The sequence below is a fragment of the Streptococcus mitis genome (assembly GCF_003942775.1).
Lineage (GTDB): Bacteria > Bacillota > Bacilli > Lactobacillales > Streptococcaceae > Streptococcus > Streptococcus mitis_CN.
The window spans coordinates 210,866-223,599 of record NZ_RJNX01000003.1; the positions used below are offsets into that span (position 1 = coordinate 210,866).

Below are 12,734 nucleotides of genomic sequence, written 5' to 3' on the forward strand. Positions count from 1 at the left end.
GTAAATCTTTATGGAGGAAGTATGAAATTAAATATTCAAGAAATTCGTAAGCAGCCTGAAGGCTTGCATTTTGAACAAACGTTAGACCTAGCCGCAGACCTGCGTGCACGCAATCAAGAAATTTTAGATGTAAAAGATATCCATGCGGTTGGGAAAGTACAGTACGAAGACCGTATGTATTTCTTAGATTATCAACTATCTTATACCATTGTTCTTGCTTCAAGTCGCAGTATGGAGCCGGTTGAGTTAGTTGAATCTTATCCAGTAACGGAAGTTTTCATGGAAGGAGCAACCAACCAGCTAGATCAAGAAGTTTTAGACGATGATTTGGTCTTGCCTATCGAAAATGGGGAACTTGACCTTGCTGAGAGCGTGTCAGACAATATCCTACTAAACATTCCTATCAAGGTCTTGACGGCTGAAGAAGAAGCTGGTCAAGGATTTGTTTCAGGAAATGACTGGCAAATCATGACAGAGGAAGAATACCAAGCTCAACAGGCAGTTAAGAAAGAAGAAAACAGTCCTTTTGCTGGCTTACAAGGACTATTTGATGGAGACGAATAATGGTCTTGTCAAAAAAACGCGCACGAAAGGTGCTAGAAGAAATCATTGCTCTTTTTCCAGATGCCAAGCCCAGTCTTGATTTTACCAATCATTTTGAACTACTAGTTGCGGTCATGTTGTCAGCTCAGACAACGGATGCAGCGGTAAATAAGGCTACACCGGGTCTCTTTGCTGCCTTTCCAACGCCACAAGCCATGTCTGTGGCGACTGAGAGTGAGATTGCTTCACATATTTCTCGCCTGGGACTGTATCGGAATAAGGCTAAATTCCTTAAAAAATGTGCTCAACAGTTACTAGACGACTTTGATGGTCAAGTTCCTCAAACACGTGAGGAATTGGAGAGTTTAGCAGGTGTTGGTCGCAAGACTGCCAATGTTGTCATGAGTGTGGGCTTTGGAATTCCAGCCTTTGCAGTAGACACTCATGTGGAGCGTATTTGCAAACACCATGATATCGTCAAAAAATCAGCAACACCACTTGAGGTGGAAAAGCGGGTCATGGATATCTTGCCGCCGGAGCAGTGGTTAGCAGCCCATCAGGCTATGATTTATTTTGGAAGAGCCATTTGTCATCCTAAAAATCCAGAGTGTGACCAGTACCCACAGTTATATGATTTTAGCAATTTATAAGATAAGGGATCAAAAGTTTTTGCTTGATTTTAAGCATGCTTTGTGCTATAGTATTTGATAACTAAATATTCCTTTAAACCTGTCCCGTGAGGCAGGCAAGGAGCGCGATAAAGTAGAAGGGTGAAGTCTATACTGTTTGCAGTAGGGCTCGCTTGGCTATACATTTCAAGTCTCCTTGTTTAAGGAGACTTTTCTTTTTGGAGGTTTGTCATGAAGGCAAAAGAAGTTGTAGACGAATTGACCGTCAAACGAGCGATTACGCGTATTACTTATGAGATTATCGAACGCAACAAAGATTTGAATAAAATCGTCTTGGCTGGTATTAAAACTCGCGGTGTCTTTATCGCCCACCGAATCCAAGAACGTTTGGAGCAGCTAGAAAATCTTTCAGTTCCTGTTGTGGAATTGGATACTAAACCTTTCCGTGATGATGTTAAAAGTGGAGAAGATACTTCTTTGGTTTCTGTCGATGTGACAGACCGCGAAGTTATCTTGGTGGATGATGTGCTCTATACAGGTCGTACCATCCGTGCTGCTATTGATAATATTGTAGGTCATGGTCGTCCTGCGCGCGTGAGTTTAGCAGTTCTAGTCGATCGTGGACATAGAGAATTGCCAATCCGTCCAGATTACGTTGGAAAAAATATCCCAACTAGTCGTTCTGAAGAAATCATCGTAGAGATGGCAGAACTTGATGGCCAAGACAGAGTTCTGATTACTGAAGAAGCTTAGAAAGCTAAGGAGTAGCCATGTCAGAAAATCAACAAGCATTGAACCATGTGGTGTCCATGGAAGACCTCACTGTCGATCAAGTGATGAAATTAATCAAGCGAGGAATTGAGTTTAAAAATGGAGCCCAGCTTCCTTATGAAGACCATCCGATTGTTTCCAATCTTTTCTTTGAGGATTCTACACGGACGCATAAGTCCTTTGAAGTGGCAGAAATTAAACTGGGATTGGAACGACTTGACTTTGATGTGAAGACTAGTTCGGTCAATAAGGGTGAAACACTTTATGATACTATCCTGACCCTATCTGCACTAGGAGTGGATGTCTGTGTGATTCGCCACCCAGAGGTTGACTACTACAGAGAGTTGATTGCTAGTCCCACGATTACGACTTCCATCATCAATGGTGGAGATGGTTCGGGCCAACACCCTAGCCAGAGCTTGCTTGATTTGATGACTATTTATGAGGAATTTGGTCACTTTGATGGTCTTAAGGTTGCTATTGCAGGTGACTTGGACCACTCACGCGTTGCTAAATCCAATATGCAGATTTTGAAACGCTTAGGTGCAGAACTTTATTTTGCTGGACCTGAGGAATGGAGAAGTCAAGAGTTTGCAGACTATGGGCAGTTTGTAACTATTGATGAAATCATTGATCAGGTGGATGTCATGATGTTTCTCCGTGTGCAACATGAACGTCATGATAGTGGAGCTATCTTTTCAAAAGAGGACTACCATGCCCAACATGGCTTGACTCAAGAACGTTACGACCGTTTGAAAGAAACAGCAATCCTCATGCACCCAGCTCCAGTCAACCGTGATGTAGAAATCGCAGACCACTTGGTTGAAGCACCAAAATCACGGATTGTCCAACAAATGACCAATGGTGTCTTTGTTCGAATGGCAATCTTAGAATCCGTACTGGCGAGTAGAAACGCCAACTAAAACACAAGACGTTAAAAGACGCCAGTGAGCGTCCACGAGAGGTGAAAATATGACAAAAAGACTTCTAGTATTAGAAGATGGCACAGTTTTTGAAGGCAAGGCCTTCGGAGCAGATATTGATGTAACAGGCGAAATCGTCTTTAATACAGGGATGACCGGCTACCAAGAATCCATTACAGACCAGTCTTATAATGGACAAATCTTGACCTTTACTTATCCTTTGGTAGGAAATTATGGAATCAACCGTGATGATTACGAATCTATTATTCCAACTTGTAAAGGAGTCGTTGTTTTCGAAGAGGCGCGTAGAGCCAGCAACTGGCGCAACCAAATGACGCTAGATGAATTTTTGAAAGCCAAGAAAATTCCGGGTATTTCAGGGATTGATACGCGTGCACTCACCAAGATTATCCGTAAGCATGGTACCATGCGTGCAACCTTGACCCATGTTGGGGACAGCATGGACCATGTAACTGACCAGCTCCAAGCAACAGTTTTGCCGACAGACAATATCAAGCAGGTTTCTACTAAAACATCCTATCCAGCTCCAGGAGTTGGTTTAAGCGTGGTGCTAGTGGACTTTGGTCTCAAGCACTCAATCTTACGTGAGCTTTCTAAGCGTAACTGTAACGTGACCGTCGTTCCTTATTCAACAACGGCAGAAGAAATTCTCCATCTCAATCCTGACGGAGTTATGTTGTCAAACGGTCCAGGTAACCCCGAAGACGTTCCACAAGCACTCGACATGATTCGTGGTGTACAAGGAAAAATTCCAATTTTTGGTATTTGTATGGGGCACCAACTCTTTGCTATGGCAAACGGGGCTAAGACTTACAAGATGAAGTTTGGTCACCGTGGTTTCAACCATGCGGTACGTGAAATTGCTACAGGACGTGTGGATTTTACAAGTCAAAACCATGGTTATGCAGTTAGCCGTGAGGATTTGCCAGAGCACTTGATCATTACCCATGAAGAAATCAATGACAAGTCAGTCGAAGGTGTACGTCACAGATACCAACCTGCTTTCTCTGTTCAATACCATCCAGATGCAGCCCCTGGTCCACACGACGCAAGCTACCTATTTGACGAGTTTATCGAGATGATGGAAGCTTTTAAACAATCAAACTAAGAACGAGTAAATGCTTGTCGGAGAATTTATGTAACTGAACACGGACGGAAAGCTCGGAATTTAGAGAAACCAATTTGGATTGTCAAACCTTCCTTGGTTTCCTAAAATTCAATCGTTTTCTATTCGTCCTTTGTATCTTATTTAATGTCGCCCTGTGAGGCGACGAATAGAAAGGAGAAGATACATTGTTCGCGGAAGTGAACACGCCCTAAGAACTGTGTGAAAAAGATAAACATTGTCTTGACGCTGAAGGCGTCTGCACCGAGTTTCCTATTTTCACTGTGTTCTTTACGGGCTTTGTATCATAAACTATGCCTAAACGTACTGATATTCAAAAAATTATGGTGATTGGTTCTGGTCCGATTATTATTGGTCAGGCTGCTGAGTTTGACTATGCTGGGACCCAGGCTTGCTTGTCGTTGAAAGAGGAAGGGTATGAGGTTGTCTTGGTTAACTCAAACCCTGCCACCATCATGACGGACAAGGAAATTGCTGATAAGGTTTATATTGAACCAATTACACTTGAGTTTGTGACACGTATTCTTCGTAAGGAACGTCCAGATGCTTTGCTTCCAACCCTTGGTGGTCAGACAGGGCTCAACATGGCCATGGAATTGTCTAAAAATGGTATTCTAGATGAGCTTGGTGTTGAACTTCTGGGTACCAAATTATCTGCCATTGACCAAGCGGAGGACCGTGACCTCTTTAAACAATTGATGGAAGAATTGGAACAACCCATTCCAGAATCTGAAATTGTAAACACTGTTGAAGAAGCTGTTGCCTTTGCAGCAACAATTGGCTACCCAGTCATCGTCCGTCCAGCCTTTACACTTGGTGGTACTGGTGGTGGTATGTGTGCCAACGAGGAAGAATTGCGTGAAATCGCTGAAAATGGTTTGAAATTGTCACCTGTTACCCAATGTTTGATTGAGCGTTCAATCGCAGGTTTCAAGGAAATCGAATACGAAGTGATGCGAGACTCAGCTGATAATGCTTTGGTTGTTTGTAACATGGAAAACTTTGATCCAGTTGGGATTCACACAGGGGATTCCATTGTATTTGCCCCTGCCCAAACCATGTCAGACTATGAAAACCAAATGCTTCGTGACGCTAGCTTGAGTATTATCCGCGCTCTCAAGATTGAAGGTGGGTGTAACGTTCAGCTAGCCCTTGATCCGCATAGCTTCAAATACTATGTCATCGAAGTAAACCCCCGTGTATCACGTTCTTCAGCCCTTGCTTCAAAGGCGACAGGTTATCCGATTGCTAAGTTAGCTGCTAAGATTGCCGTCGGTTTGACCTTGGATGAGGTTATCAACCCAGTCACAGGTTCAACCTATGCCATGTTTGAGCCAGCCCTTGACTACGTTGTTGCCAAGATTCCACGTTTCCCATTTGACAAGTTTGAAAAGGGTGAGCGCCGTCTTGGTACTCAGATGAAGGCCACTGGGGAAGTCATGGCGATTGGTCGTAACATCGAGGAATCTCTCCTTAAGGCTTGCCGCTCCCTTGAAATTGGGGTGCACCACAATGAAATGCCTGAACTTGCAGCAGTTTCTGATGATGCCTTGATTGAAAAAGTTGTCAAGGCCCAAGATGACCGTCTCTTCTATGTATCAGAAGCTATTCGTCGTGGTTATACACCTGAAGAGATTGCAGAGCTTACAAAAATCGATATCTTTTATCTCGATAAACTCCTACATATCTTTGAAATTGAGCAGGAGTTGGGTGCCCATCCACAAGATCTTGAAGTTTTGAAAACTGCAAAATTGAATGGATTTTCAGACCGTAAGATTGCTGAGCTCTGGAAAACGACTGCTGACCAAGTGCGCCAACTTCGTTTGGAAAACAAGATTGTTCCTGTTTATAAGATGGTCGATACTTGTGCGGCGGAGTTTGACTCTGAAACACCATACTTCTATTCAACCTATGGTTGGGAAAATGAGTCTATCAAGTCTGATAAGGAATCTGTACTAGTCCTAGGTTCTGGTCCAATCCGTATCGGTCAAGGTGTTGAGTTTGACTACGCAACTGTTCACTCGGTTAAGGCTATTCAAGCGGCTGGCTATGAAGCCATCATCATGAACTCAAACCCAGAGACCGTTTCAACAGACTTCTCTGTGTCAGATAAGCTTTACTTTGAGCCATTAACATTCGAAGATGTCATGAATGTCATCGACTTGGAGCAACCAAAAGGGGTTATCGTTCAGTTCGGTGGTCAAACAGCCATCAACCTTGCGGAGCCATTGGCAAAAGCAGGTGTGACCATCCTTGGTACACAGGTTGCTGACCTAGACCGTGCCGAAGACCGCGACCTCTTCGAGCAAGCTCTTAAAGATTTGGATATTCCACAGCCACCAGGACAAACTGCTACCAATGAAGAAGAAGCAGTGCTTGCGGCTCGCAAGATTGGCTTCCCAGTTCTTGTCCGCCCATCTTATGTACTTGGTGGACGTGCCATGGAAATCGTTGAAAACGAAGCAGACCTTCGTTCTTACATGCGAACTGCTGTTAAGGCTAGTCCAGACCACCCAGTTCTTGTTGATTCTTATATCGTTGGACAAGAGTGCGAAGTTGATGCCATTTCAGATGGTAAAAATGTACTCATTCCTGGTATTATGGAACATATCGAACGTGCCGGTGTCCACTCAGGTGACTCAATGGCCGTTTACCCACCACAAACCTTGTCGCAAAAGGTGCAAGAAACAATCGCAGACTATACTAAACGCCTAGCAATCGGTCTTAACTGCCTTGGAATGATGAACATCCAGTTTGTCATCAAGGATGAAAAAGTCTATGTTATTGAGGTCAATCCACGTGCTAGCCGTACGGTGCCATTCCTTTCTAAGGTAACCAATATCCCTATGGCTCAAGTAGCAACTAAGCTCATTCTTGGTCAAAAACTTGAAGAACTTGGCTACCAAGATGGACTTTACCCTGAAAGTACCCGCGTTCATATCAAGGCACCTGTCTTCTCCTTTACCAAACTAGCTAAGGTAGACAGCTTACTTGGTCCTGAAATGAAGTCAACAGGGGAAGTTATGGGTTCTGATACGACTTTAGAAAAAGCTCTCTATAAGGCTTTTGAAGCTTCTTACTTACACTTGCCAACTTTTGGTAACGTTGTATTTACCATCGCTGATGATGCCAAAGAAGAAGCCTTGGACTTGGCTCGTCGTTTCCAAAATATTGGCTATGGAATCCTCGCGACAGAAGGGACAGCAGGCTTCTTTGCCAGTCATGGATTGCAAGCCCAACCTGTTGGTAAGATTGGTGATGACGATAAGGATATTCCAAGTTTTGTTCGCAAAGGAAGAATTCAAGCTATCATTAATACAGTTGGAACAAAACGAACTGCTGACGAAGATGGAGAGCAAATTCGCCGTTCAGCTATTGAACACGGGGTGCCCCTCTTCACAGCCCTAGATACAGCTAACGCCATGCTCAAAGTATTGGAAAGCCGTAGTTTTGTCACAGAAGCGATTTAAATAGAAAAAAGAGAAGGTATAACGATCTTCTCTTTTTTGTTATATTTTTTCTTGTAAACTACTGCTTAATCAGCTTTTGCGATAAGCTTTAATACTGTGGCTATACCATTCTTGCATTTCCTTTGATGGTGGTGTCATATAATCCCCATACATCTGGGTTAAAAATTGATCATATTTTTTAGGGACGGGCAACATACGGCCTTCAAACTCAGTTAAGATGAGTTCTTTAAAGGTATCAACTGGGAAGACTTCTTTCATTCCTTCTTTACCAATACCAATTCCTCCCTCATATTGAGGAGTGTTGGTTGCAGCATTTTTGACTAGCTGATCAATTTTCTTGTAAAAGTAACGGGGATTGACAAATCGGAGGGCGTACCAGCTACATAATCTTAGAAAATCTTTTAACTTGCTGTCACCGTGAACTGCGCGTGATTTTTTGATATAAGCTAGTTGACGAAGGGCTACATACTTATAACTCTTGTCGACAATGCTCAAATCTGTAAAGCGATCAATTGGGAAGACATCGATAAAGAGACTGGTGTCATGACGCTTGTACTTAACATGGTCTTCGATAACAGTAGAAGTATCCAAAATCGATGCGAAATTATGGAAGTACCAAGAAGAAGTGTCGTAGGATAGAACCTTATAACGTGGATGGTCTTCTTCCTTAATAATTTTCAATAAGCGCTCATAATCTTCACGATAAAGGGAAATATCAATATCATCATCCCATGGAATCATACCTTTGTGGCGGATAGCTCCAAGCATGGTTCCATAACTGAGAAAATAAGGAATATCATGTTTCTTACAAGTCTCATCAATATAGTCTAGCAGGGCTAGTTGAATTTCTTTAATTTCTTCTTTTTCTAAATACTGCATCCTAATCCTCCAATTTGTAAGCGTGAAATTCATGACTGTAGAAGCGTTTTTCTTCTGGTGGTAGGGTCATATAATCTCCATAAAATTGCGTCAAAATAGTATCAAATTTTTCAGGTGCTGGAAGGCTTAAATTTTCAAAGGGTAAATCAATTGTTTTATCAAAGGTACCGCTTGGGAAGACTTCTTTTTCCTTAAATTTAGAAGGGATAAAGGCCATATACTGACCATTCTTACGACTATATTTTTGAATTTCTTTCTCGATTTTATGTGCGAAATAACGAGGAGAAACAGGTCGAAGGAGTAACCAGAAGGCTGTTCGTATCCAATCTTTTAAAAGGCTATCCTTATAGACAATATTTTTATATTTACTGAAAGACAGAAGTTTGAAGCTTTCCAGTTTATAACAAATATCAATGACCTTAGGGTCATCAAAGCGATCCATAGGGAAAATATCGATAAAAACACCTGACTCATAGGTTTTTGTATTCCGAGTATCAATAATTTTAGTCGTACTGTCTGTTATTTTGACAAAGTTGTTAAAGTAGTTCTTATCAGTTTCTAAGGAAAGGAGCTTATATTTGCTTTTTTCCTTTTGAAAAATGTTTATAAATCGTTGGTAGTCTTCTCGAGGCATGGACAAATCAATATCGTCGTCCCAAGGAATAAAGCCCTGATGTCGAACCGCCCCAATCAGAGTACCGTAGTTAATAATATAGTTGATATTGTGCTTTTTACAGAGAGTATCAATATAATCCAAAATTTCTAATTCAATTTGTTTGGCATCTTCAATGGTTAGTTGTTTCATTCTATACTCCTAAGATTTTTTGAATTTATTTTTTAAGGCTAGGACATGGTTTAAAAATTCATAGAAAATGCTATCTTTGGTGAAGGCAAGTAGACCAATATAAGAGATGGCTGATAACAAGACAATCAAACCAGTATTAATCAAAAATGGCAAATTAATGACCATATCCACGGGATACAAGAAATTAATCAGGAAATAAATTCCTACAAAGGAAAGTGAAAAGAGCGAGTATCGAACAGTATAGCTAAAGATATGTCCTAAGTGAATAAGTTGTTTTCTATGGATGAAAATGATATAGAAAACAAGTAGAGAGGCCTCTGATAGCATAGTTGTCAGTAAGTAGTATTCAGGAGCCACGATATGGTTGAAAAAGAGGAGACTATTCAAGCCCAAATTGAGTAATCCTGCAAAGACTGTGTAGACTGTGATACGTTTTTCATAACCATTTGTAAAGAGAATTTGGGAACCAAGAATGGTATCTAAGGCCAGGATAATCGTACGAAAAGCGAAGAGAGAGGTCAAAATACCACCTCCGATATATTTTTCACTACCGTAAAGTAGGATGGCATTTGGTCCTAAAACCATGAGTCCAAAACTCAGTGGAATGATAAAGAAGTTAAAGATTCGACTACCTCTATTAACCAGAGAAACATAGGCTTCTTTGTCTCCTTTACCCAAATAGTAGCTGAGACGAGGCACACTCACTCCGATAGCTCCTGTTACGACACCAGCTATAACGGTCACAATTCGCTGAGCCATGGTATAGTAACTAACGTTGACATCAATCCCTGTTTTAACGAGGAAGAGACGATCCAAAAAAGTGAAGAGCATATTGGCATTGGCAAAGACCAACATGGCTGTTAAAGGGAGAAAGAGCGGTTTAAAATCACTTATGTGAATCTTAACAAGCTTAATGTCTCTTTTAATCCAAAAATAACTAATCAGATAGTTAATCAGTGTCGATAAACTCATCACAAGTGTATAGACAACAATATCGTGTTCATTTTTGACAAACAGGAATATAGAGATCAGCATCAGGATACGGATGAAGGCAGTCTTGTAAAAGAGAAAACTGTAATTTTCCAGAGCTTCATTGACCCACTCGATTGAAAAAATCTGGGCAATGAGTTGAATCCCCATAACAAGGTAGACCTTTTTGATGATTGGATTATCTGTAAAGAAGAGAGGATAGGCAAGTATGTAGACAGCAGTGGTCAAAATCGTACAAGCTATGCACAAATAAAAAAGACTAGAGAAGGTTCTATTCAGATCTTTTTTGTTATCCTTGACATTACTGATGGCCCGTAAACCGTAGTTATAGACCCCATAAGTCGCAAAGGGCAAGAAAAATGACAAAATAGTGTCAACTGAGTTGAAGTAACCATAGTCAGTTCGGTCCAAGACACGCGCGACGTAGGTTCCAGTTAGGATGGGAAAAATAATATTCAAGACACGAATTCCCATATAAGATAGAGCATTTAATTTTATACTTTTCATTCAATTTACCTCGTTTTTCATTATATCATAAAGTTAGCTAATAAGAAATGAAGGGCAGTAAGTCAAGCAATCACTTTGAAGTTTCAAATCTTAATTTTAAGATTTTTTTAAGGAAAGTATATTATTCTGAAGAACTCTAAAATTTCACAGCTATTTATTAGTAATGACTACAGAATTCCTAGCCACTACTAGAAATGGACTAGTTTCTTTGAATAATAGAACTCCTTAATCCTTCTATTCTAGAAAGGGAGGTCCGGTATTTCTTTCATGATAGGACTAGATTGTGGTATAATAGAGAGAATAAGTTTTTTTAGTAAGACAAAGGAGAAAATAGATGATTTATGCAGGAATTCTTGCCGGTGGAACTGGTACTCGCATGGGAATTAGTAATTTGCCAAAACAATTTTTAGAGCTAGGCGATCGACCTATCTTGATTCATACAATTGAAAAATTTGTCTTGGAACCAAGTATTGAAAAAATTATGGTTGGGGTTCATGGAGACTGGGTTTCACATGCAGAGGATCTTGTAGATAAATATCTACCTCTTCATAAGGATCGTATCATCATTACAAAGGGTGGTGCTGACCGCAATACAAGTATTGAGAAAATCATTGAAGCCATTGATGCTTATCGTCCGCTTACTCCAGAGGATATCGTTGTTACCCACGATTCTGTTCGTCCATTTATTACACTTCGCATGATTCAGGACAATATCAAACTTGCGCAAAATCATGACGCAGTGGACACAGTAGTTGAAGCGGTAGATACTATCGTTGAAAGTACCAATGGTCAATTCATTACAGATATTCCAAATCGTGCTCACCTCTATCAAGGACAAACACCTCAAACATTCCGTTGCAAGGACTTCATGGACCTTTATGGCTCTCTTTCTGCTGAAGAGAAGGAAATTTTGACAGATGCATGTAAAATCTTTGTGATCAAAGGAAAAGATGTGGCCTTAGCCAAAGGTGAATACTCAAATCTGAAGATTACAACCGTAACAGATTTGAAGATTGCAAAAAGTATGATTGAGAAAGACTAGTAAAATGATTAATCAAATTTATCAACTAACTAAGCCTAAGTTTATCAATGTCAAATATCAGGAAGAGGCTATTGACCAAGAGAATCATATCCTCATCCGTCCTAATTATATGGCGGTCTGTCATGCGGATCAGCGTTACTACCAAGGAAAACGTGATCCCAAGATTTTGAATAAAAAGTTTCCAATGGCAATGATTCACGAGTCATGTGGAACCGTTATTTCTGACCCTACAGGAACCTACGAGGTTGGGCAAAAAGTTGTCATGATTCCTAATCAGCCTCCTATGCAGAGTGATGAAGAATTCTATGAAAACTACATGACAGGGACTCATTTCTTGTCTAGTGGATTTGATGGCTTTATGAGAGAGTTTGTTTCTCTCCCTAAAGACCGTGTGGTGGCTTATGATGCTATCGAAGATACGGTTGCGGCCATTACAGAGTTTGTCAGTGTCGGTATGCATGCTATGAATCGCCTATTGACTCTTGCTCATAGCAAGCGGGACCGAATCGCCGTTATCGGAGATGGAAGTTTAGCTTTTGTGGTTGCCAATATTATCAACTATACTTTGCCAGAAGCAGAGATTGTGGTTATTGGTCGTCATTGGGAAAAATTGGAACTCTTCTCTTTTGCCAAAGAATGCTATATTACTGATAATATTCCTGAAGATTTGGCCTTTGACCATGCTTTTGAGTGTTGTGGTGGTGATGGTACTGGACCAGCTATTAATGACTTGATTCGCTACATTCGTCCTCAGGGAACGATTCTCATGATGGGAGTTAGCGAGTATAAAGTCAATCTCAATACACGTGATGCCTTAGAAAAAGGCTTGCTCTTAGTTGGATCTTCTCGTTCTGGTCGCATAGATTTTGAAAATGCAATCCAAATGATGGAAGTCAAGAAATTTGCCAATCGTCTTAAAAATATCCTTTATCTAGAAGAACCTGTAAGAGAAATTAAAGATATTCACCGTGTCTTTGCGACCGATTTAAATACAGCCTTTAAAACTGTGTTTAAGTGGGAAGTATAGG

Annotated in this window: 11 protein-coding genes; 8 read left to right on the forward strand and 3 right to left on the reverse strand. The window is 40.8% G+C overall.

The features are described from left to right. The first annotated feature begins 21 nt into the window (after positions 1 to 21). The 6 genes from D8848_RS05655 (at position 22) to carB (ending at position 7,483) form a co-directional block, all read left to right on the forward strand. Entirely contained in the window at positions 22 to 564 is a 543-nt protein-coding gene (locus D8848_RS05655; protein WP_045611835.1) for a YceD family protein, read from the forward strand. Further along, positions 564 to 1,193, forward strand: a complete 630-nt coding sequence (gene nth / locus D8848_RS05660; protein ID WP_000244443.1) for an endonuclease III — start codon at positions 564 to 566, stop codon at positions 1,191 to 1,193. The genes D8848_RS05655 and nth overlap by 1 nt, the downstream gene beginning before the upstream one ends. Before the next feature lie 210 nt (positions 1,194 to 1,403). Beyond that, on the forward strand, positions 1,404 to 1,925 hold the full coding sequence (pyrR, locus tag D8848_RS05665) for a bifunctional pyr operon transcriptional regulator/uracil phosphoribosyltransferase PyrR (RefSeq protein ID WP_000644747.1): 522 nt from the start codon (positions 1,404 to 1,406) through the stop codon (positions 1,923 to 1,925). Positions 1,926 to 1,942: 17 nt separating this feature from the next. After that, positions 1,943 to 2,866: an aspartate carbamoyltransferase catalytic subunit gene (locus tag D8848_RS05670; RefSeq protein WP_045611833.1), complete on the forward strand. Its 924-nt coding sequence runs from the start codon at positions 1,943 to 1,945 to the stop codon at positions 2,864 to 2,866. A 49-nt stretch (positions 2,867 to 2,915) separates the two neighbouring features. Next, positions 2,916 to 3,995, forward strand: a complete 1,080-nt coding sequence (locus D8848_RS05675) for a carbamoyl phosphate synthase small subunit (RefSeq protein ID WP_000166853.1) — start codon at positions 2,916 to 2,918, stop codon at positions 3,993 to 3,995. Between the two features lie 311 nt (positions 3,996 to 4,306). Beyond that, entirely contained in the window at positions 4,307 to 7,483 is a 3,177-nt protein-coding gene (gene carB, locus D8848_RS05680; RefSeq protein ID WP_125443153.1) for a carbamoyl-phosphate synthase large subunit, read from the forward strand. 69 nt (positions 7,484 to 7,552) lie between these two features. On the opposite strand, the gene D8848_RS05685 is transcribed toward carB, so the two are convergent. The 3 genes from D8848_RS05685 to tacF are packed head-to-tail and all read right to left on the reverse strand — an operon-like array spanning position 7,553 to position 10,664. Continuing rightward, entirely contained in the window at positions 7,553 to 8,362 is an 810-nt protein-coding gene (locus D8848_RS05685; RefSeq protein ID WP_020902789.1) for a LicD family protein, read from the reverse strand. Between the two features lies 1 nt (position 8,363). Continuing rightward, positions 8,364 to 9,167, reverse strand: coding sequence for a LicD family protein (locus D8848_RS05690; protein ID WP_000811888.1), 804 nt, complete (start codon positions 9,165 to 9,167; stop codon positions 8,364 to 8,366). 9 nt (positions 9,168 to 9,176) lie between these two features. Further along, positions 9,177 to 10,664 (reverse strand): type IV teichoic acid flippase TacF, encoded by a 1,488-nt coding sequence (gene tacF, locus D8848_RS05695; RefSeq protein ID WP_049546497.1) that lies wholly within the window; start codon positions 10,662 to 10,664, stop codon positions 9,177 to 9,179. Positions 10,665 to 10,998: 334 nt separating this feature from the next. On the opposite strand from tacF, the gene D8848_RS05700 reads away from it, so the two are divergent. Next, positions 10,999 to 11,706, forward strand: a complete 708-nt coding sequence (locus D8848_RS05700; protein WP_060628142.1) for an IspD/TarI family cytidylyltransferase — start codon at positions 10,999 to 11,001, stop codon at positions 11,704 to 11,706. A 4-nt stretch (positions 11,707 to 11,710) separates the two neighbouring features. Beyond that, positions 11,711 to 12,733: a ribitol-5-phosphate dehydrogenase gene (locus D8848_RS05705; RefSeq protein WP_060628145.1), complete on the forward strand. Its 1,023-nt coding sequence runs from the start codon at positions 11,711 to 11,713 to the stop codon at positions 12,731 to 12,733. The last annotated feature ends 1 nt before the right edge of the window (position 12,734 follow it).

Excerpts from the sequence above, each read along its gene's own strand:
- D8848_RS05690 (WP_000811888.1), bottom strand. The coding sequence starts at position 9,167 with ATGAAACAACTAACCATTGAAGATGCCAAACAAATTGAATTAGAAATT.
- carB (WP_125443153.1), top strand. The coding sequence starts at position 4,307 with ATGCCTAAACGTACTGATATTCAAAAAATTATGGTGATTGGTTCTGGT.
- D8848_RS05675 (WP_000166853.1), top strand. The coding sequence starts at position 2,916 with ATGACAAAAAGACTTCTAGTATTAGAAGATGGCACAGTTTTTGAAGGC.
- D8848_RS05670 (WP_045611833.1), top strand. The coding sequence starts at position 1,943 with ATGTCAGAAAATCAACAAGCATTGAACCATGTGGTGTCCATGGAAGAC.
- nth (WP_000244443.1), top strand. The coding sequence starts at position 564 with ATGGTCTTGTCAAAAAAACGCGCACGAAAGGTGCTAGAAGAAATCATT.
- D8848_RS05685 (WP_020902789.1), bottom strand. The coding sequence starts at position 8,362 with ATGCAGTATTTAGAAAAAGAAGAAATTAAAGAAATTCAACTAGCCCTG.
- pyrR (WP_000644747.1), top strand. The coding sequence starts at position 1,404 with ATGAAGGCAAAAGAAGTTGTAGACGAATTGACCGTCAAACGAGCGATT.
- D8848_RS05705 (WP_060628145.1), top strand. The coding sequence starts at position 11,711 with ATGATTAATCAAATTTATCAACTAACTAAGCCTAAGTTTATCAATGTC.
- D8848_RS05655 (WP_045611835.1), top strand. The coding sequence starts at position 22 with ATGAAATTAAATATTCAAGAAATTCGTAAGCAGCCTGAAGGCTTGCAT.
- tacF (WP_049546497.1), bottom strand. The coding sequence starts at position 10,664 with ATGAAAAGTATAAAATTAAATGCTCTATCTTATATGGGAATTCGTGTC.
- D8848_RS05700 (WP_060628142.1), top strand. The coding sequence starts at position 10,999 with ATGATTTATGCAGGAATTCTTGCCGGTGGAACTGGTACTCGCATGGGA.